The sequence below is a fragment of the Lactivibrio alcoholicus genome (genome assembly GCF_055390895.1).
This window is the reverse complement of the sequence record NZ_AP042471.1, coordinates 1306062-1325833: the sequence shown is the minus strand read 5'-3', so window position 1 is coordinate 1325833 and position 19772 is coordinate 1306062. Positions and strand designations below refer to the sequence as shown.

At 57.1% G+C, this 19772-nt stretch carries 16 protein-coding genes; 10 read left to right on the top strand and 6 right to left on the bottom strand.

Features of this window, described 5'->3' with window-relative positions; all coding sequences use genetic code 11:
* Nucleotides 1-43 precede the first annotated feature (43 nt).
* Nucleotides 44-1705 carry a methyl-accepting chemotaxis protein gene (locus ACZ5IU_RS06270; RefSeq protein WP_464421338.1) on the bottom strand — a complete coding sequence of 554 codons (1662 nt, stop codon included), beginning with the start codon at nucleotides 1703-1705 and terminating at the stop codon, nucleotides 44-46.
* A gap of 46 nt (nucleotides 1706-1751) precedes the next feature.
* A complete protein-coding gene (locus ACZ5IU_RS06265) occupies nucleotides 1752-3923 on the bottom strand; it encodes a heavy metal translocating P-type ATPase (RefSeq protein WP_464421337.1) in 2172 nt (723 codons plus the stop codon).
* Between the two features lie 54 nt (nucleotides 3924-3977).
* Between ACZ5IU_RS06265 and ACZ5IU_RS06260 the strand changes: the two genes are divergently transcribed.
* Complete coding sequence (locus ACZ5IU_RS06260) at nucleotides 3978-4271, top strand: hypothetical protein (RefSeq protein ID WP_464421336.1); 294 nt, start codon at nucleotides 3978-3980, stop codon at nucleotides 4269-4271.
* 3 nt (nucleotides 4272-4274) lie between these two features.
* Here the strand turns inward: ACZ5IU_RS06260 and ACZ5IU_RS06255 are convergent, their stop codons facing one another.
* Entirely contained in the window at nucleotides 4275-4469 is a 195-nt protein-coding gene (locus ACZ5IU_RS06255) for a heavy-metal-associated domain-containing protein (protein WP_464421335.1), read from the bottom strand.
* A 145-nt stretch (nucleotides 4470-4614) separates the two neighbouring features.
* On the opposite strand from ACZ5IU_RS06255, the gene glnA reads away from it, so the two are divergent.
* Together glnA and ACZ5IU_RS06245 are read left to right on the top strand one after the other, a co-directional pair.
* Nucleotides 4615-6042, top strand: a complete 1428-nt coding sequence (gene glnA, locus ACZ5IU_RS06250; RefSeq protein ID WP_464421334.1) for a type I glutamate--ammonia ligase — start codon at nucleotides 4615-4617, stop codon at nucleotides 6040-6042.
* Nucleotides 6043-6245: 203 nt separating this feature from the next.
* The gene (locus tag ACZ5IU_RS06245; RefSeq protein WP_464421333.1) at nucleotides 6246-7487 is read left to right on the top strand and encodes a methyl-accepting chemotaxis protein; all 1242 of its coding nucleotides are present in this window, start codon (nucleotides 6246-6248) and stop codon (nucleotides 7485-7487) included.
* Nucleotides 7488-7875: 388 nt separating this feature from the next.
* On the opposite strand, the gene ACZ5IU_RS06240 is transcribed toward ACZ5IU_RS06245, so the two are convergent.
* Complete coding sequence (locus ACZ5IU_RS06240) at nucleotides 7876-8721, bottom strand: LysR family transcriptional regulator (protein WP_464421332.1); 846 nt, start codon at nucleotides 8719-8721, stop codon at nucleotides 7876-7878.
* A 1095-nt stretch (nucleotides 8722-9816) separates the two neighbouring features.
* On the opposite strand from ACZ5IU_RS06240, the gene ACZ5IU_RS06235 reads away from it, so the two are divergent.
* The 7 genes from ACZ5IU_RS06235 (at nucleotide 9817) to ACZ5IU_RS06205 (ending at nucleotide 17593) form a co-directional block, all read left to right on the top strand.
* Nucleotides 9817-11376: an ABC transporter substrate-binding protein gene (locus ACZ5IU_RS06235; RefSeq protein WP_464421331.1), complete on the top strand. Its 1560-nt coding sequence runs from the start codon at nucleotides 9817-9819 to the stop codon at nucleotides 11374-11376.
* 129 nt (nucleotides 11377-11505) lie between these two features.
* Complete coding sequence (locus ACZ5IU_RS06230; protein WP_464421330.1) at nucleotides 11506-12471, top strand: ABC transporter permease; 966 nt, start codon at nucleotides 11506-11508, stop codon at nucleotides 12469-12471.
* A gap of 1 nt (nucleotide 12472) precedes the next feature.
* Nucleotides 12473-13342: an ABC transporter permease gene (locus ACZ5IU_RS06225; RefSeq protein WP_464421329.1), complete on the top strand. Its 870-nt coding sequence runs from the start codon at nucleotides 12473-12475 to the stop codon at nucleotides 13340-13342.
* A gap of 17 nt (nucleotides 13343-13359) precedes the next feature.
* On the top strand, nucleotides 13360-14325 hold the full coding sequence (locus ACZ5IU_RS06220) for an ABC transporter ATP-binding protein (protein WP_464421328.1): 966 nt from the start codon (nucleotides 13360-13362) through the stop codon (nucleotides 14323-14325).
* A 20-nt stretch (nucleotides 14326-14345) separates the two neighbouring features.
* Complete coding sequence (locus ACZ5IU_RS06215; protein ID WP_464421327.1) at nucleotides 14346-15314, top strand: ABC transporter ATP-binding protein; 969 nt, start codon at nucleotides 14346-14348, stop codon at nucleotides 15312-15314.
* A 14-nt stretch (nucleotides 15315-15328) separates the two neighbouring features.
* On the top strand, nucleotides 15329-16483 hold the full coding sequence (alr, locus tag ACZ5IU_RS06210) for an alanine racemase (protein ID WP_464421326.1): 1155 nt from the start codon (nucleotides 15329-15331) through the stop codon (nucleotides 16481-16483).
* Between the two features lie 36 nt (nucleotides 16484-16519).
* Entirely contained in the window at nucleotides 16520-17593 is a 1074-nt protein-coding gene (locus ACZ5IU_RS06205; RefSeq protein ID WP_464421325.1) for a PLP-dependent cysteine synthase family protein, read from the top strand.
* 179 nt (nucleotides 17594-17772) lie between these two features.
* On the opposite strand, the gene ACZ5IU_RS06200 is transcribed toward ACZ5IU_RS06205, so the two are convergent.
* Both ACZ5IU_RS06200 and hcp read right to left on the bottom strand, forming a co-directional pair.
* A complete protein-coding gene (locus tag ACZ5IU_RS06200; RefSeq protein ID WP_464421324.1) occupies nucleotides 17773-18102 on the bottom strand; it encodes a cupin domain-containing protein in 330 nt (109 codons plus the stop codon).
* Between the two features lie 5 nt (nucleotides 18103-18107).
* The gene (gene hcp, locus ACZ5IU_RS06195; protein WP_464421323.1) at nucleotides 18108-19766 is read right to left on the bottom strand and encodes a hydroxylamine reductase; all 1659 of its coding nucleotides are present in this window, start codon (nucleotides 19764-19766) and stop codon (nucleotides 18108-18110) included.
* Nucleotides 19767-19772: the final 6 nt, after the last annotated feature.

Genomic DNA, 19772 nt, shown 5'->3' with positions numbered 1-19772 from the left:
AGTAACGCGAAAGGGGCCGGGCGTCCGCCCGGCCCCTTTCGCGTTACTCCCTTGAAAGCGATCGCCCGGGCGCGGGGAGACCCGGGATGTCCGAACCGCCGCCGCAGAGCGCAATAACTTCTCCGAACAGCGAAACGAGCGTCGAGCTGATCTCCTGCGCCTTCCGGAGTCCCGCTCCGGCAGCGGAGCGATCCTTTTTCCGCAGCGCGTCCGTGACGGCGTGTCCCGTCCGGTGCAGCTCCTCGTGAAGCGAGAGGACGCGCGACCAGAGCGCGTCGGGAACGACGTCGGGCCTGTCGACGAGCGAGAGGAACACCCCGAAGCGGCATCTCGCCGGGTCCGTTTCGACCGACCCGGATCCTTCCGACATCATCTTCCCGAGCGCCATGATCCACGTCTTGTGCGCCTCGACGGCCGCCTTCGCGATATCCGAAAAGTCCCTGTCCGTCATCGCCCTGACGGCCCTGAGCCCACGGCAGAGTATTCCCGCTTCCACGGCGTTCCGGCCCGCCGAGGTCCGGAGAGCTTCCGCCATCTTCGCGATCTCCCCGACCGACGAACCTATGACGGAAAACTCCCCGCGCATCGTCTCCGTCTCTTTCGAAGCGGTCTCCGCCGTCGCCGCGAGTTCTTCCGACGACGCGGACAACTCCTGCGCGCTCGCCGCGACCCGTTCGGACGCATCCCCGATCGCCCGGACGCCGCTCAGAATCTCTCCGAAACTCCCGACAGCAGTCGTCACGATCCTTCCGGAATCCTTCATCCCGGCCGAGATCGCATCCGCCTCCGAACTGGTCCGGCGGACATCCTGAACGAGCTCCTCGAGACTTCCGCCGATCTGCGCCGCTGCCCGCTTGCTTTCCTCGGCGAGATTCCGCACTTCGTCCGCGACGACCGCGAACCCCCGCCCCGCCCCGCCGGCCCGCGCCGCCTCTATGGACGCGTTGAGCGCGAGGAGGTTCGTCTGTTCCGCGATTCCGGTGATGGTCCGGACGACGGATCCGATGACGGATACCTTTTCGGCGAGCTCCTTCGCCATTGACGTCAGATTTTCGACTCCGTCGCCGATTCCGCCTATCGAGCGGTTCATCTCCTCGAGCGCGACGCGGCCCGATTCCGCCTTCTCCGTCACGGACGAGACCGTTTCGTTCAGTTCGGCGGCGAGCCGCGCGAGCGCCTGCGCCGTGGAGGAAATCTCCTCCGAACTCGCGTACTGCGTTGAAACGGCGTCTCCGACCGCGTTCGACGCGACGACGCCCGTGTCGACGGCCGTCGTGATTTCGGAAAACGTATCGACGAACGCCGACAGCTCGCGCTCGAGCCGGAAGAAGTTGAACGTGAAGCCGTGAAGCCCCCTGATTGTGGAAAGAAACACCTCCCGGAGTTTGCCGACGAAACCGTTCAGTCCCTGCGCCACTCCGTAGAGGGGAGAGCCGGACGGCGCCTCGACGCGTTTCCGTATATCGATCGCCCCCTCGCGGTCCAGCGACTCGAGCCATTCCGAGATCACCCTGGCCGGCGACGAACAGAGTTCCCTGAAGCGGAGGAGCAATCCCGCCGAAGCCCCCGTCGCGACGACGAGGCTCCAGACGACGCCCCTTCCGCCCGCGAGGAACGAGAGTCCGAAAGCCGCGGCCAGCGCGGCGAGCAGCAGGACGAAGAGGGCCTGTACCGTCCGGTCGCGTTCGTTACGATGTTCGGTCATTTCGGGATTCATCCTTTCGCGAATGAAATGTCGAAGCAAGGCCATTCTATCTGATCCGCATCGAGTTGAGGATCACCGAGATCGAACTCATCGCCATCGCGGATTCCGCGATCAGCGGATTGAGCAGTCCGAGCGCCGCGAGCGGAACGGCCACGACGTTGTAGGCGAACGCCCAGAAGAGGTTCTGCCGGATGACGGAGAACGTCTTCCTCGATATTTCGATGCCGTCCGCAACGCGCGAAAGCCCTCCTCGGACGATCACGATATCCGCGCTCTCGATCGCGAGATCGGTCCCCGATCCCACGGCCACGCCGATATCGGCGCCCTTGAGCGCGGCCGCGTCGTTGAGGCCGTCTCCGACCATGAGAACCTTCCGTCCCTCCGTCTGGAGCCTGCGCACGAGCGACAGCTTGTCCGCAGGGCGGACGCGGGCGTGGAACTCGTCGATTCCCACGCGTTTCGCGACGGCCTCCGCGGTCCGCTCCTCGTCGCCGGTCGCCATCACGACGCGGATTCCGGCGTCGCGCAGGCGCGCGACCGCTGGACGCGAGTCCTCGCGGATCCGGTCTTCGACCGAAATCCATCCGACGGCGACGTCGTCGCGCCGGACCTCTACGACCGTTCTTCCGAGTTCGAGTTCGGTTGCGTGCCGCGTCGCATCCGAGGGGCGACCGACGAAATACCGTACGCCGTCGACGGTTCCTCCGACGCCCTCCCCGGCGATCTCCTCGACGTCGGCGACGACTCTCCCGCCGTGCGTCGCCGCGGCGATGGCTCGCGCGAGGGGGTGATTCGATCGCGCCTCGAGCGCCGCGGCCGCTTCGAGATCCTCCCGTGAGATCTCCGTCGCGGCGATCGACGGAGTTCCCTCCGTAACCGTTCCGGTCTTGTCGACGACGACGATGCCGACATCCCGCGCCGTCTGGATCGCTTCCGCGTTGCGGATGATCAGGCCAAGCCTCGACGCCGCTCCGGTCCCCGTGATGAGAGCCATCGGCGTCGCGAGGCCGAGCGCGCACGGACACGCGATCACGATCGTCGAGACGAATACGAACGCGGCGAGCGACGCGGGGTCGCGGACGGCGGTCGTCCACGGAATGAAGGCGGAAACCCAATCGAGCAGCGGCGTGAACCAGCCGGGTTCGAAATACCACGCGGCCGCCGCCGAAACGGCGATGATCGCGATCGCAGGCACGAAAACATTCGTCACGCGGTCGGCGAAGGCCTGGATCGGCACCTTCGCTCCCTGCGCTTCGCGCACGAGCGACAGCATCTGCGAGAGAAAGCTGTCCTCCCCCGTCGCGGTCACGAGAAACCGGATCTCGCCCGAAAGGTTCAGCGCCCCTCCGGTCACGGCATCGTCTGGTCCCCGGGTCACAGGGATCGGCTCGCCCGTGATCATCGATTCGTCGATCGACGTCCGTCCCTTCAGAATCGTCCCGTCCGCGGGAATTCGCTCCCCCGGACGGACGATCGCCGTGGCGCCGGACGCGACCGCATCGATCGGGATCAGGATCTCCGTGCCCGAAGAATCGAGAACGCGGGCCTCGCGCGGCTGAAGCGCCGCGAGTGCCCGGATCGCCTTCGCGGCGCGGTCGCGAAGGCGCGACTCGATGAACCGTCCCGTCACGTGAAGCGCGACGATCATCGCGCCGATCGCTCCGAACGACTGGATCCGGACGCCGGACAGCGAGAGCAGCGACGTGCTCCACGCCGCAATCGCGCCCAGAGAGACGAGGACATCCATGTTGGAATGCGCGTGCGTCAGCGCGATCCACGCCCCCTTGAGCGTCTGGCGACCCGAAAGCAGGATCGCCGCCGCGGCGCCGATCACCTCGACCGGGAGATAGAACGGAACGTGGCGCCCCGTCATGTGAAGCGCCATCAGAAGCATCAGCGGCGCGGTCGCCCCCCACGCGACCAGGACATTCGTCCGCGCGGCCGCGTAGCGCGTCTTCTCGGCGTCCACGGGCGACTCGCGGGAGAGGTGATATCCCACGTTTTCGACGGCGGCCTCGAGCTCGGAGAACGGAACCTCGCGGTCGAGCACGACGAACGCGGTTTCGGTCGCCAGATTCACGGCCGCGAACGCGACCCCGGGGACTTTCTTCAGAGACCTCTCCACAATACGGACGCACGTCGCGCACGTCATTCCCGTCACCGCGAAGCTCATCTTCGGACGCACGGAGGCGTCTTCCTGTTTCACATGTTCGACCATTCGGCATCCTCCTGTTATAATAACAAAACATATATGAAAAGGAGGTCCACGAAAATGACCATAGAGAACGAAGGTCTTCGCGGCCTCGGAAACATCATCGCCGACGCGGCGGGGGGGAAATCCGTCCGCGGACGAACGGGCTCCGCGGTTCGGCAGCGGAGCGGCGTCCCGGAGGAAACCGGAACATTCCGGCGCCTCGCTCCGGTCGGAAACCGTATCGGAGACGAAGATACGGCGCGGACGCTTCTCGCCGCCCTGAAGGAAGGCGTGGTCGCAGATCCGCTCGGGAACCTCGCGCTTCAGGCCGACGGACTCGACGCCGGATCGGTCACAGCGCTGAGCTGGTGACGGCTACGCAACGCTCGCGTCGTACCCCACCTCGTCGAGGATGCGGACGATTTTCTCAGGATCGTCCGTCATTAGTTCTATTGTTTTCTTCTCCAGAGAAATTTCCGCATCGAGTCCCGCTTTCGAAAGCGCTTCCCGAATCCGCTTCACACAGTGCTGACACGACATACCAGGAACGGAAAATACCAGAAGAGCCATAAGGATCTCCCTCCCTATCCCGAAACTCGGGATACCCGATTTTTTTACTTCGGATTGATTATACCACTGGAAGGTATTCAGCGAACGGCGAATTTGCGCATCATCCTTCTCTCTTCGAAGGGAACACTCCAAAGGAGGCGTACGGATGTTTTCATCGTTCGGGGAACTGAAGCACTACGTCGAAACCGAGGGTGTCGAGACGCTGGACTTCAAGGTGACGCAGCTCTCGGGGTCGTGGCGTCATCTGAGCGTTCCGGCTCGGGCGCTCTCGGAAAAGCTCTTCTCTTGCGGCTTCGGCTTCGACGGCTCGAACTACGGCTACACGACCATCGAGGCGAGCGACATGGTATTCATCCCGGATCTCCGGAGCGCGTTCGTCGATCCGTTCTGGTCGCGAAAGACGCTCGGATTCCTCGGGACCGTCCACGAGATCCTGCCCGACGGCTTCCGACCCTACGGCGGCGACTCCCGCGAGATCCTCGACAGGGCGCTCGCGGCGCTGCGCGCCACGGGGCGCGCGGATTCATTCCACGTCGGACCGGAATTCGAATTCTACATTTTCGACTCCGTCTCGTACCGCAACGAACTGAACCGATCCGGCTTCGAGATCGACGCCGTCCAGGCCGAGTGGCGGTCCGATGACGATGACGGACAGGGGCTCGCGGTTCGCCGAAAGGGAGGCTATCACCTCGAAGCCCCGTCGGACATCAACCGCGACCTGCGCGCCGACATGGCCGCCGCCATCGACGGACTCGGAATCCCGGTGAAATACCACCACCACGAGGTCGGGGGCCCCGGGCAGCACGAAATCGAGACGGCGATGGGAGAGGCGAAGTTCCTCGCCGACGGCGCGATGCTCATCAAGCACTTCGTCAGAAACATAGCCGTCGAACGGGGCTGCACGGCGACATTCATGCCGAAACCCTTCTATGGAGAGGCCGGCAGCGGAATGCACGTCCACATGCAGCTCTTCAAAGACGGGGAATCCGTCTTCGCCGGCCCGGAGACGAACTACGGCGGCCTCTCGGACCTCGCGCTGAACTTCATGGGGGGCATTCTCGCGCACGCTCCGGCGCTTTCGGCCGTCGCGAGCCCCTCGACGAACTCCTACAAGCGCCTCGTCCGCGGCTACGAGGCCCCGATCGGCGTCGCGTTCGCGACGTCGAACCGCTCCGCGATCATCCGGATCCCGGGATACGCGAAGGCCCCAGAGGACCGCCGGTTCGAATTCCGGTCCTCGGACGCGACCGCGAACCCCTACATCCTCTTCGCGGCGCTCCTTCAGGCGGGGCTCGACGGCGTCCGCCGCTCGATCGACCCCGCGAAATCGGGTTTCGGACCGGTCGAAACGGACATCTATCACGCCGATACCGAAAAGATGGGGCTGCGACTGCTTCCGCAGAGCCTGGACGAAGCGCTCGACGAACTGGAGAAAGACCACGGCTTCCTGCTCGAAGGAGGCGTCTTCCCGGAGTCGTTCATCACCAACTGGGTGACGCTCAAGCGAAAGGAAGCCAAGGAGGTCAACGACATCCCGACCCCGAAGGAGTACGAACTCTACTATTCCTGCTGAGACGACGGACCGAACCGCGAGCTCCGCAAAGACAAGGAGCGCCCTCCCGGGAGGGCGCTCCTTTGTGCATTCCGGTGTCGTGACCTTGGCCGGAATATTCCATACTTTCTTTCATGTCGCTTTCAAACGTGAATCTTCCTGAAAAAGCGCCACTTTTATGATATCATTTTCACAAAACATCCATTCAAAAGGAGATGTCGGTCGTGTCACTCAAGCACAGCATCCTGGCGATCCTCATCGCACTTCCCGCATCGGTCGGCCTTGCGTTCGTCTCGGGCCGCGCAGTCGTCGTATCGTGGGGGTGCGTCGCCGCCGTCGTCGCTGTCGCCGCGTTCATCCTCTACCGTATCGGCGCGGGAATCCGGGCCTTCATGTCCGTAGCGTCGGCACTCTCCTCGGGAGCCGTCAACGTCCGCTTTCCCGAAACGGGGTCGGCCGAACTCGACGCGATCGGACGCGCGCTCAACGCCTTCCTCGAACGGCGCGAACGCAACACCGCACGCCTCATGCAGACCTCCGACCGTCTCGCGGGAAACTCCAACGGGCTCGCGACATCCGCCGAAGGGTTCGAACGATCGATGCTCGGACTGATCCATTCCTTCGGGAAAATCAGGGCGCTCTCGATGACCAACAGCAAGGATATCGACGCCGCCTCGGAAACCGCCTCCGACATCTCCGCCGGAACCCAGAACGTGGCGTCCGTCACGGCGACGATGTCCGAACAGGCGGGGCACCTCAGAAACCGAGCGGAAGCCGCCCGCGAGGACGTCAGGGAAACCGTCGAACATATCGGCAGCGTCCGCGACACGTTCGGAACCCTCATTCAGGCCGTCGATCTCCTCGCCGAGCGCGCCTCCGGGATCACCACCGTCCTGCAGGCGATTACGGCCGTCGCGGAACAGACGAACCTCCTCGCGCTCAACGCGGCCATCGAAGCGGCCAGGGCGGGCGAAGCCGGGCGCGGGTTCGCCGTCGTCGCCGAGGAAATCCGTCACCTCGTCACGGACAGCAACCGTGCGGCCTCGCAGATTCGCGAACTCGCCGCCTCGATGATCTCCGTCACGTCCGACGTTCAGGAGCGCGTGCGCGGCGGCGCCGTGCGCGTCGAAGACGCGGGCGGACGTTTGCGCAGTATGGAAGCCGGACTCGAAGACGTTTTGGGAGCCGTCTCGCGGATCGCCTCCCAGGTCGAACGCGTGGCTGACGTCACCCGCGAGCAGGCCTGTTCGACCGAAAATATGGCCGGCGCGATGAAGCGTCTCGCGAAGGCCACCGAAGAAGTCGACTCGCTCGTCCACGCCGCGACCGAAGAGGCCGGCGGAATCCGGAAGGGGTTCCACGACATCGTCGCGATCTCCGAAGAACTGAGCGTCGTATCGAACGAACTCTCCTCCTCGGCGAAGGCTCGCGCGAAGGCCGCCCCGCTCGCGCTCGCGCAGGGTTGAAGGTCCGAGGGGCGGAAGACACGGCGGAACAGCGGCACGAGCCCGGAGGAATCTCTCACGGGCTTTTCTTTCCTTCATTATCTTGTAGCCCATTTGGGCTACAAGAAGCGACGCGGAGGCGACACGCATGACATCGGCGATTGAACGCGAACGAAAGAGTGCAACGGTCCGGGCGCGAGCGCATGGTGTGAACCGGATAGCGCTCGCAGCGGCCCGGGAATCGTCCGCCGTTTCCCGACTGATCGTGATGTCCATCACAAATTTTCAGCCTCCCGTGCACGGCCGGTATTGCGACGGCTCCTGCTCGCCGGGAAAGGATACCATCTGACGAAAACGCCCGCATCGGAGAGCTGTATTCCGGGACGTTCCGCCCAGGCATGGACATACGTCAACTTTTTAACCATACACTCAGAGGATTCGATTCTTTATAATTTTTTTTGTAAATAATATAGCTTTGTTTTTCTATTAATCGAGTATTTTTAATTGGTATCTCTATTAAAGTGCCTTCTTTTATGTCTTTTTGTACAGTTCCAAAAGGTAAAAAACAATACCAATTGCCTTTCTTCAAAAATGGTATTATTCTTGAAACTATATTTATATCCAGAGGATATAATGCCTGAGCAGACAGCAATTTTTCTCCAGTATGTTCTGTAATGTCAGAAAATATAATTGGCAAGTTGTTAATTTGGTGTCTTTCTATTCCATTTTTATATTCTGTATTTTTACTATTAGTAACAAGAACAACTCTTTCTTTGATAAATAAATCGCATATATATTTAGGATGATTACATGGATAGTTGAGATAAGCTACATCTATGTTCTCATTACCTAAAAAAGATATGATTTCGCTAGAATGCATTAAGTTTATTTTTAGAGAAATAGTTGGGTTATTTTCTATAAATTTAATAGATTTTGACAATATATAGCAGTCAAAAAGAGAATGGGCGCAATATATATTTAAATTACCGTTATATTTTGCAGACATATGTATTTCGGCCACGGCTGCTTCTTGAATTTTCAACATTTTTATGGCGTAAGATAAAAATACTTTTCCGCTATTTGTCAGAATCACGTTGCTTTTATTTCTAATGAACAATACTTGTCCTATTTCTGTTTCCAGTTTTTTAATACGACTGCTAACGGCGGATTGGGTAATCAGCAATTCTTGCGCTGTTTTGGTGAAATTTCTGTGCTGAACGAGCGCAATAAACGTCTTTAAAAATTCGGTGTTCATAAGTTCCTCCCTTGCCCGTCGGGTTCCTCTCCTCGTTTCGTTACGGTCGCGCGGCGGTACGCTCTGGAGTCCGTCCGCGTCGGTTCCGGATGCGCCGCAATCGATCGCCACCTTTTTCGCAGCTCAGCGAGGGAAGTAACGAACTTGTGCGGTATGGTTCAGCATTCGAGTTCATGTTTCCAAGGCCGGGCGCATTGCGTTCCCCTTCCGGAGTAGCGTTTCGAACCTTGTCATCCCCCAGGCGATATTGGACGCCATCCGGCATTTCCGTTCCGGATTATTCTCGGATTTTTGCGCAAGGCCCTTTCACGGCTGTTTTATGGTTTCTCGTTCTGCTATCTTAAGCGTCATCCGTCCAATAAACCTCTTTGAGCAAGCCTCCCCTCGAGGACTTGGAACTGCACTTCCTCGCCATTCTCCAGATAGAGAAAGCACATCTGAGGCAGTCACGCTTGATCCTCAAGGCGACCGCTCTGTCCGTGACGCTTGCCTTGTTCCTCATTTTACCGCCTTACGGCCTTTTTGATCTTTGCAGGACTTCTCGGTATTCCCGGGTCAGTGTCCCTCGGAGGGCGATCCGATGCTGGAGCGGCGCTTTTCCCAGTTATTTCGGCGACAGCTCTCGTTCCGATGATCGCTGCCGTCAAGAGCTTGAACGTCGAGCCTTGTTCTTCCGCAAGAACGAACATCCGTTCTTTTTCGCTCATCATCCGAAAGGACGTTCGTTCGCTCGCCTTCATGTTCATGTCGCCCGGCTTTTTCGGAAGCATCACGCTTTTCTATCGAAAAAATCGATAAGTATAATTCGATTTATTTGTTGGACATAATACCAATACTTTGATAACTTGTGTATGCGCCTAGATCTCTAAATATTTTCTGGCCGATCTAAAATGGAATTGCTTTTTTCATAAATATTTAATAGTAAAATTGGAAATCATGACTGCATTAATATATTCATTTTATAATATCTAAGTCGTTGCCTTCATACGCATTCGTGTAAAACATATTTTGGATGTGGGTTTTTCGGAATGACGTTGTGTCGAGTTTTTTGGTTGACGGAGCTCCATGGACAACACAAGAGGAGGGGAAGACGGAATGAGATCTGGAAAGAAACGAATGGACCGCGTGTTGTTGTGTGCCGTAATCGCTTTGGCGGCTCTGGTGGGATTCTTTGAAACGGGAGCCTTCTCGGAAGAGCGGCGAGCCGACATGTTGACCGTCGTCGTTGCCGCTGATCCGGCCAATCTGGACCCGAACGACTCCGACGCGCAGACACATTATCAGGTTACCAGAAATATTTATGAAACATTGTTTATCTACGACAAGGACTACAAGATAATTCCTTGGCTCTGTGAAAGCTACAAATACGAAAATGATGTAACAATTGTAATGAATCTCAGGCGAGGCGTGAAATTTCACAATGGAGACGAGCTTAAAGCGAAAGACGTCTATTTTACGTTTAAGCGCGTAATCGATAAAAAACTACCCGCAATGCAGGAGCTTTCAAACGTAGATATAGACAAATGTCAGGTTGTCGATGATTACACCATCAAAATCGTAACAAAGGGACCGATTGCGACGCAGGTCCCTCTGCTCGAAAATCCTGCGGCGGGCATCATGAGCGAACGGGCATACAAAGAGGCGAATGGTGACTTTCTCAAGGGAGCTTGCGTCGGGACGGGGCCTTTCGAGTTCGTTTCGTATTCTCCGGGAGATCAGGTGCTCCTGAAGGCCTTCGATTCGTACTGGAGAAAGGGCGAACCCCATTTCGACAAGGTTGTCATGCGCTTTATCAGCGACAGCGCCAGCAGAGCCATCGAGGCCGAATCAGGCGGAGCCGACATCGTGTACGACATCGGCGCGCGAAACATCGAAAGCGTCAGGGCAGTAAAAGGAGTGCAAATGGTTTCGGATCTTGGGACCAACACTTCGCATCTTCTCATGAACACGTCCATGGCTCCGCTGGATAACGATCTTGTCCGTCAGGCCGTATGGTATGGGGTCGATGCGATGGCCGCCGTCAAGCTGGCGTACGGTAATTTCGGCGCCCCGGCCGTCGACTGGGTGAGCCCGGGAATCAAAGGCAGCAACCCGAATCTTGCAAAGGAGTTCTTTCCGAAGAGAGACGTTGCGAAAGCCAGGGAGTGTCTCAAAAAAGCGGGATATGCCAATGGAATCGAGCTTGAAATAGTAGTTCCGAGCAGTCAGCAGGAGCGCTGCGACATGGCTGAGGTTTTTCAGGCCCAGCTGGCAGAGGTAGGGATAAAACTCAAGGTCAATATCATGGAAAGCAGCTCCTGGAACGCGTATATTCTCGCCGGAAAGGCGCAGTTGACGATCTACGGTTTCTCCGCGGCGGATTTCGAGGCGGACAGATCGTTGGTTCAGTTTATGCCTTCAAACGTGAATTACAACATCTGCAAATTCAATAACAAGGAATTTCAGGACATCGTATCGAAGTCATTCGTAACGCTGGACAATGAAGAGAGGTATGCACTCTATCGCAACGCCATCGTTCTGCTGATGAAGAACCATGTCTGTGTCCCTCTCTGGCATAAGGAACTCAATGCGGCTGTCAAGGAAAACATAAAGGGATTCGAGATCACCCGCTCGTACGAGCATCATTATCTTCAGTACGTCTATCGGGATCAATAGAGCGGGGTAGAGTGAGGGGCGGAAGGTCGGCCGGCGGGGCCGATCCTCCGCCCCTCACCAGCCTGAAGTTTCGGCCGCATGTGCCGGGTAGTTTCTCTCATGCATCGAAGCACATCATGGAGGTCCTGAATGGTCAAGTATGTATTGCGCAGGTTGATTTCAATGTTCCTGGTTCTTCTTGCGAGCGTGACGATCATTTTCACGCTGATGTATTTTGTCCCGGGCGATCCCGCAATATCGTTGCTTGGGGAAGGCGCGACCGTAGAAGCCGTCAGGGATATTCACGAAAAACTGGGGCTGGACGATCCGTATATCGTGAGGCTGGGACGCTACATGTGGGGTTTCTTGCACGGAGATCTCGGCGCGTCGTATCGAAGCAAGAGGCCCGTGTTCAACGAGCTTCTCGCGCGTTATCCGACGACGCTGACCTTATCTTTCGGGAGTACCGCTCTTGGAGTCATAATAGGCGTTTCCGTCGGCATTATTTCGGCTGTAAAACAATATTCGATGTTCGATCGTATTTTTACGACAATTTCTCTTTTTGGAGCGTCGGCGCCATCATTCTGGATTGCCATGGTGTTGGTTCTGCTCTTTTCACTGTGGCTCGGCTGGTTGCCGGCTACGGGAAGTTACGGCATCAAGTACTGGATACTGCCCGTGTTCACTTTGGGGCTTCAATGCAGCGCGTCGATAATGCGTATGACGCGTTCGAGCATGCTCGAGGTCATCCGCCAGGATTATGTTCGCACCGCGCGGGCAAAGGGGCAGAGCGAGCTGAATGTTATCGTCAACCATGCATTGCGAAACGCGCTCATCCCGATATTGACCACGGTCGGGATCAAACTGTGCGGTTTTCTCGGAGGAGCCGTACTGGTCGAAACGGTATTCGCGCTTCCGGGGCTTGGCAAATTCATTCTCGATAGCGTCACTTTCCAGGACTATCCGGTTGTGCAGGGCGGCGTGGTATGGATCTGCCTGAACTGCATCGTTATAACCTTTCTCGTCGATTTGCTCTACGGGCTTGTCGATCCGCGCATACGAAGCATGTACGAAATAAAGAAGCCTCAACGCAGCCAGAGTTCTGGAGGGCACTGACATGAGTCTCAAGGATTCCCTCAATCGTCGCGGCAATAGTCCCATGAAAGACGTTTGGCGCAAACTGAAAATGAACCGATGGGCGATGATAAGCCTGGTGGTAGTCGTTCTCCTCGTCATCGCAGCCATTTTCGCTCCGTACATCACGCCCTATGATTACGCCAAGCAGGATTACGCCAACGTCCTCAAGTCCCCCAGTATGGAACATCCTTTCGGAACGGACAATTTCGGAAGAGACGTGTTGAGTCGGATCATTTACGGCAGTCGGTACACCGTGTTCATCGGACTTGGCTGCATAACGATCTCTTCGATCCTGGGCGTTTCTCTGGGACTGATCGCGGCGTACTTCTCGAAACTGGACAATATCATCATGCGGACTCTCGACATAATCATCGGAATGCCCACGATGACGCTCCTTATGTGCATCATCGCCGTCCTTGGAGTCAATATCACAAACATGATCATCGCCCTTTGCGTCACATCCATTCCGAACTTCGCCAGGATCGCCAGAGCGCAGGCGCTCACGGTGAAGAACCAGGAATTTATCGAAGCGGCGATCGCTATCGGAGCCGATGACAAGAGAATTGTATTGAAGCACATTCTCCCGAATTCCATTGCGCCAATCATAGTGGAATTCAGCCTTGGGGCCAGCCAGATCGTTCTGTTGAGCGCTTCGCTCAGCTTCATAGGAATGGGCGTCCAGCCTCCGACGCCCGAATGGGGGCTGATGATTTCGGCTGGAAGGCCTTACCTCAGATCCGCGTGGTTCATGTCCATCATTCCCGGTCTCGCGATAATCCTGTTGACGTTCGTTCTCAATTATCTCGGAGACGGCTTGCGGGATGCTTTGGACCCGAGATTGAACAAATAGTCGACGGTGGTGTTCACATGACCGAAAAACTTCTGGAAATAGAAAATCTGTCGGTACGCTATACGGTCAACAAGGTAACCGTGGAGGCCGTAACGGATCTTTCGCTCGGAATATCTTACGGAGAATGCGTCGGTCTGGTGGGAGAGACCGGCGCGGGCAAAACCACAACGGCCTTGGCCATCATGGGACTTATTCCGGATCCCCCCGGGAAAATCGTAAAGGGACACATACGATTTGAAGGCGAGGAACTTCTGTCCAAGACTCAGAAACAGATGAGGAAAATACGGGGCAATTCGATTTCGATGATATTCCAGGATCCGATGACCTCCCTCAATCCCGTCATACGGGTCGGGGATCAGATTATGGAAGTCCTTCTTCTGCATAATGACATCTCGAAAGCCGAAGCGACGGTTAAAGCCCAGAAGATGCTCGAAATGGTCGGTATCCCCGCAAACAGGTACCCCGAGTATCCTCACCAGTTTTCCGGCGGCATGAAACAGAGGGTCATGATCGCGTGCGCACTGGCGTGTAATCCGAAGCTCCTCATCGCGGACGAACCCACGACGGCTCTTGACGTCACCATTCAGGCCCAGATTCTGGAACTCATCGGAAATCTGAAGAAGGAGTTCAACACGGCCATGTTGATGATCACGCACGATCTGGGCGTCGTATCGGAAGTATGCGACAAAGTCGCGGTCATGTATGCGGGCAACGTCGTCGAGCACGGAACTGTGAGCGCCGTGTACGACAATCCAGCTCACCCGTATACGCGCGGCCTTTTCAAATCCCTGCCGAGCCTCGACGAAGATGTCGAACGTCTCGAGCCGATCGCCGGGATGATGCCCGATCCGTCGAACTTGCCTCCGGGTTGCCGTTTCTCTTCTCGATGCCCCGAATGTTCCGATCGCTGCACAGGAGAGTTCCCGAAATATGTCGAAGTGGAACCGGGGCACGTCGTCGCATGTATTGGAGTCCGAGGATGAAACGAGAGGAGGGGCGATGTATGGATGCCCTTTTATCCGTAAAGGACCTTAAGAAGTATTTTCCCACGAAATATGGACTGCTTCATGCCGTGGACGGAGTTTCTTTTGATGTCCCGAAGGGATGCACTCTTGGCGTCGTCGGAGAATCCGGCTGCGGCAAGTCCACGCTCGGCCGCGTTATTCTGCACCTTCTCGATCGATCCGGAGGCAAGATATGGTTTGAAGGGGAGGAAATAAGCGACGCGCCGAAGGAGCGGATCCACGAACTCCGCAAGGACATGCAGATCATATTTCAGGATCCGTTTTCCTCGATCGATCCGCGAATGTCGGTGAGTCAGCTCATCGGAGAACCCCTGGAAATCTATGACGTCTGCAGGAACAAGTCCCAGCTCAGAGATCGAGTCGTGGAAATCATGGAGACGGTCGGATTGGCGTCGCGTCTGGAAAATTCCTATCCTCACGAGCTGGATGGAGGCCGCAGACAACGCATAGGCATTGGAAGGGCGCTCGCGTTGAATCCGAAATTCATCGTCTGCGACGAACCTGTTTCGGCTTTGGACGTATCCATCCAGGCGCAGATTTTAAACCTGATGCAGGATCTGCAGAAAGAACGGAATCTGACGTATGTTTTCATAACACACAATCTATCCGTAGTACGTCATATCTCAAATGATATAGCCGTTATGTATTTAGGTGTGATGGTAGAAAAAACAAATGCAAAAAAATTGTTCATGAAAAATTATCACCCATACACAAAGGCGTTGATATCAGCCATTCCGAAGATAAAAAAGGAAGACAAAAGCAGGCGCATCATCCTGAGGGGTGAGCTGGCGTCTCCCATCGACCCTCCGGATGCCTGCCGTTTCGCCCCGAGATGTTCCTATGCGAGAGACATCTGCACGCAATCGCCTCCCGTTCTTCGGGAGGTTTGCGAGGGGCATTTCGTTGCGTGTCATCTGGCTGAAGAAATCGATTCCGTTCACGAGTGAAGAGAAGGCCAAATATGAGATATCAAGATAACAGAACATGGCTTGAAATAGATTTAAACGCTATAAAACAAAATTATGTAAATATTGAAAAAAAATTGGCCAAGAATTGCGAGATTATTGCAGTTATAAAGGCAAACGCGTATGGGCTCGGCGCAGTGGAGCTTGGCAGGGTGTTCGAGGCTCTTCATTGTCCCGTTCTTGCGGTCGCGACGGTCGAAGAGGCTATGGAACTCAGGGAGAACGGCATACGCGCGGATATCCTCATTCTCGGCCCGATACATCCCAAACATGCGGTCCTGGCCGTCGAGAACAACTTTCACGTCACTTTCGCGGATCTTCATCACGGGAAAGTCTTGTCGGATATCATCGCCCCGACAGGAAGAAAACTGAAAGGGCACATAAAAATCGATAGCGGTCTGAGTCGTCTGGGAATCGTCGTCAGAGGCAGAGAAGAAAGGGCACAGGCGGAAATTCGTGATATTCTCTCGCTCTCGGGGCTCGATACGGTGGGCGTGTACACGCACACATCGAATTCTTCATCCGGGGAACACAACGAGCTGGAACGTCGCGAACTGGAACTCTTCGCTTCGATCGTCCCGCGCCTCAAGCAATCGAAGCCGGATATCAAGGCGCACTGCCTCAGCTCTTCCACGCTGTCGTCTTTTTCGGAGTACAGTTACGACTTCGTTCGTATCGGCGTTCTGTATATGGGAACAAAACCGGAACTCTCGGATTTGTTCGATGTATCGCAGGCCGTGTCCCTGAAATCGCGCGTCATACAGAAAAAAGCGATTCCCGAGGGGACGTGCGTGAGCTACGACGCGACATTCACGACGTCGCGCCCGACAACCATAGCCATTGTCCCGATCGGATACGCCGACGGCCTGAGGAGAAGCGTTTCCAACCGCGCGAGCATGCTTCTTCACGGATGCAGGGCTCCGATCATCGGGAAAATTTGCTGCGACTATTCGATCCTCGACATTACCGACATCCCGGACGCAGCGGAGGGCGACATCGTAACGATCTTCGGCAAAGACAACGGAACGGAACAATACGCGTACCACTATGCCGAGCTGTACCCCGCCTCTGTTTCCGAGGTTACGGCCACACTTACGTCGCGAATACCCCGTTTCTATCTGAAGAACGGCACACTTGCAGTTAATAATTAAACTTCTTAATTGATAGAGAAAGGATGGAGATTCACTATGAAATATATCAATAGCATTCTTGAGGCAATCGGGAAAACGCCACTCTTGAAATTGAACAAACTGGGCAGCGGTATCGAAGCCAATGTTTTTGTCAAATTGGAATATTTGAATCCGAGCGGCAGCTATAAGGACAGGATGGCTTTGGCCATGGTGGAGTCGGCCGAGAGAGGAGACACCTGGAACGGAAAAAAACTCTCTCCCGGAGGGACGGTTGTCGAAGCGTCTGCGGGAAACACCGCCCCGGCCGTGGCGCTTGTGTGTGCAGCCAAGGGGTATAAATCCAAGCTGTTCCTGTATAGGTATTATTTTGCCAAGGAAGTTGACGCAAGATTTAAGATTGTCCAGGCTTATGGGCCGCAAGTGGAAGTTTCCAGCGACCCGGAAGCGTATCTCCCGGAGGATCTTCTCGCAGACTTTGTAGAGAAGCATAAAGATCTCCCCCACGTCATCGCCGCGAAAAGAGACTGTTGTCTCGAAGAAGAGCGGAATCAGAACACGGTATGGGTCGATCAGATATATAACAATGCCAACTACAGGGGACAAACCGAGATCGGACGCGAAATCGCGGATCAGTTGGACGGGAAGGTGGATGCCATCGGCTGTTCCGCAAGTTCCGGAGCGTCTCTGTACGGCATGTGCCTGGCGATGAGAGAAAGGGGTATAAAACCGGAGATGGTATTCGGAGTCGTCCCTGGGGGGAGCGAAGAGTACATCGAAATGGAAAAATCCGAGGGCAAAAGGGGAGACTTCCGGATCTCCCGTCTCAAGAAGGATGTCGCGAAAGCGATGGGGCTCGAAAAATGGGTCACCGAGAAGTCAATCCTCGAACAGCTGATCGACGACGGTTACCCGGACGTCTTCTTCCGCGTTTCGGACGAGGAGGCCAGGAACATGGCCAATCGCCTGTGCTCGGAGGAGGGAATCTATTGCGGTATGTCGTCGGGAGCGAACGTCGCCATCGCGCTCAAGATCGCTTCGCGGATGAAGAAGGGGCAGAATGTCGTCACATTGATCGTTGACAGGCGAGACCGATATCTTTCCGAATATCCGAACGACAAGTACGTCGTCTGATATCTCTCCGGATCGTGTCACGGAATATTCCGGAAACCCCAGGACGTGGAAAGCGTGAAGTCGGTCTGAACATCCAAACCGGCGAAGCGGTCTGAAACCGGACGCCACTCGATACCGTGAGCCGACGCGACGGAATGCGGGAAAGGATCTTCCGCATTCCGTCGCGTCATGTTGACCCTTTACGCCCGGATCATTACGAGCGTCATCTTGAACGGCGTGAGCGCCTCGAGCGCGTGCGTCACGTTCGCGGGCATGATGATCCCCTGCCCCGCGCAGACCGTCTTGGGTTCGCCGCCGATCCTGATCTCGACGCTTCCGTCGGTCACGAGGACGAGCGCGTCGTAGGGCGCCGTGTGCTCCGAGAGCGCCTGCCCCTCGTCGAACGCGAACGAGGTCACGGTTCCCGCGGGTCGGTCGACGATCGTCCGGCTCACGACCGAGTCGACCTGGTAGGCCGTCAGCCCCCCGACGTCGAAGGGCGTTCCCTTTTCGATCGATTCCTTCGCCATCGGCGTCACTTCCCGAGGATCTCGGCCAGGTCCTTCTCGACCGTCGTGATCGGCTGGAGGTTCAGCTTCTCCTGCAACACCTTGAAGACGGGTTCCTTGACGAAGGCCGGAAGGCTCGGACCGATCTTCATGTTGCGGATGCCGAGGTGCAGCAGCGAGAGCAGGATGCACACGGCCTTCTGTTCGTACCACGAGAGCACGAGCGAGAGCGGCAGGCCGTTGACGTCGGTCTTGAAGGCGTCGGCGAGCGCGAGGGCGATCCGGACTGCCGAGTAGGCGTCGTTGCACTGGCCGCAGTCGAGAAGCCTCGGGATGCCGTCGATGGCGCCGAAGTCGAGCTTGTTGAAGCGGTACTTGCCGCACGCGAGCGTCAGGATCACGCAGTCGTTCGGCACGGCCTTCGCGAAGTCGGTGTAGTAGCTCCGGCCCGGCTTGGCGCCGTCGCAGCCGCCGATCAGGAAGAAGTGGCGGATCTTTCCGGCCTTGACGAGTTCGATGACCTTTCCGGCCGCGTTCATGACCGCGTTGCGCGCGAAGCCGATCATGATTTCGTGCGCGGGCGCGTCCTCGGCGAATCCGGGAGCTGCGAGCGCCGCCTCGATGACGGGCGTGAAGTCCTTGTCCGGTCCGATGTGCGTGACGCCCGGCCAGGCGACGAGCCCCGTCGTGAAGATCCGGCCCTTGTAGGAATCCTTGGGCTTCTGGATGCAGTTCGTCGTCATGAGGATCGCGCCGGGGAAGGCGTCGAACTCCTCGCGCTGGTTCTGCCACGCGCCGCCGTAGTTGCCTGTGAGGTGCGGATACTTCTTGAGTCCCGGGTAGGCGAGGCACGGAAGCATCTCGCCGTGGGTGTAGACGTTGATGCCTTTGCCGGCGGTCTGCTGGAGCAGCTTGTCGAGATCCTTGAGGTCATGTCCCGAGACGAGAATCGCCTTGCCCTTGACCGGAGTGACGAGGACTTTCGTGGGTTCCGGGTGTCCGTAGGACGTGGTGTTCGCGCGGTCGAGAAGCTCCATGACGGCGACGTTCCATTTCCCGGCGTCCATCGCCCGGCCGACGAGCCCGTCGACGGTGTAGGACTCCGAGGTCAGATAGTCGAGAAAGTCGTGGAAGAACCCGTAGATCGCGTCGTCGTCGAACCCGAGGACGTGCGCGTGGTCGATGTACGCGGCGCTTCCCTTGAGGCCGAGAAGGATGAGATACCGGAGCCCTTGGACGACTTCGCCCCATTTTTCCTCGCCCGCCGCCACGCCGTGCTTCGCGGCTTCGGTCATCATCGCGTCGCGCGTCGCGGGGATCGCGACGGTCGCCGGGCCGCCGAGCGTCTCGGGCGTCTTTCCGGCCTTGCGGCACGCGTCCTCGTAGAGCGCCTTCGCGCGGTCGCGAATCTGACCGGCCTTCCGGATGAGCCCCTCGATGCGTTCCTCGTCGAAGTTCACGTTCGTGATCGTCGTGAAGAGCGCCTCCGTCACGAAGACGTCGACGTCCTTGTCAATGGCGCCGAGCGCGCGGGCCCTGTGCGCGTATTGCGACACCCCCTGCGTGACGTAGAGCAACAAATCCTGAAGATCCGCAACCTCCGGACTCTTGCCGCACACGCCGAATGCGGTGCACCCCGTTCCCTTGGCCGTCTGTTCGCACTGGTAGCAATACATTCCCGTCATCTCCTC

Bases quoted from the DNA above. Each gene is read 5' to 3' on its own strand.
- ACZ5IU_RS06270 (WP_464421338.1), bottom strand. From the start codon at position 1,705: ATGACCGAACATCGTAACGAACGCGACCGGACGGTACAGGCCCTCTTC.
- ACZ5IU_RS06265 (WP_464421337.1), bottom strand. From the start codon at position 3,923: ATGGTCGAACATGTGAAACAGGAAGACGCCTCCGTGCGTCCGAAGATG.
- ACZ5IU_RS06260 (WP_464421336.1), top strand. From the start codon at position 3,978: ATGACCATAGAGAACGAAGGTCTTCGCGGCCTCGGAAACATCATCGCC.
- ACZ5IU_RS06255 (WP_464421335.1), bottom strand. From the start codon at position 4,469: ATGGCTCTTCTGGTATTTTCCGTTCCTGGTATGTCGTGTCAGCACTGT.
- glnA (WP_464421334.1), top strand. From the start codon at position 4,615: ATGTTTTCATCGTTCGGGGAACTGAAGCACTACGTCGAAACCGAGGGT.
- ACZ5IU_RS06240 (WP_464421332.1), bottom strand. From the start codon at position 8,721: ATGAACACCGAATTTTTAAAGACGTTTATTGCGCTCGTTCAGCACAGA.
- ACZ5IU_RS06235 (WP_464421331.1), top strand. From the start codon at position 9,817: ATGAGATCTGGAAAGAAACGAATGGACCGCGTGTTGTTGTGTGCCGTA.
- ACZ5IU_RS06230 (WP_464421330.1), top strand. From the start codon at position 11,506: ATGGTCAAGTATGTATTGCGCAGGTTGATTTCAATGTTCCTGGTTCTT.
- ACZ5IU_RS06225 (WP_464421329.1), top strand. From the start codon at position 12,473: ATGAGTCTCAAGGATTCCCTCAATCGTCGCGGCAATAGTCCCATGAAA.
- ACZ5IU_RS06220 (WP_464421328.1), top strand. From the start codon at position 13,360: ATGACCGAAAAACTTCTGGAAATAGAAAATCTGTCGGTACGCTATACG.
- ACZ5IU_RS06215 (WP_464421327.1), top strand. From the start codon at position 14,346: ATGGATGCCCTTTTATCCGTAAAGGACCTTAAGAAGTATTTTCCCACG.
- alr (WP_464421326.1), top strand. From the start codon at position 15,329: ATGAGATATCAAGATAACAGAACATGGCTTGAAATAGATTTAAACGCT.
- ACZ5IU_RS06205 (WP_464421325.1), top strand. From the start codon at position 16,520: ATGAAATATATCAATAGCATTCTTGAGGCAATCGGGAAAACGCCACTC.
- ACZ5IU_RS06200 (WP_464421324.1), bottom strand. From the start codon at position 18,102: ATGGCGAAGGAATCGATCGAAAAGGGAACGCCCTTCGACGTCGGGGGG.
- hcp (WP_464421323.1), bottom strand. From the start codon at position 19,766: ATGACGGGAATGTATTGCTACCAGTGCGAACAGACGGCCAAGGGAACG.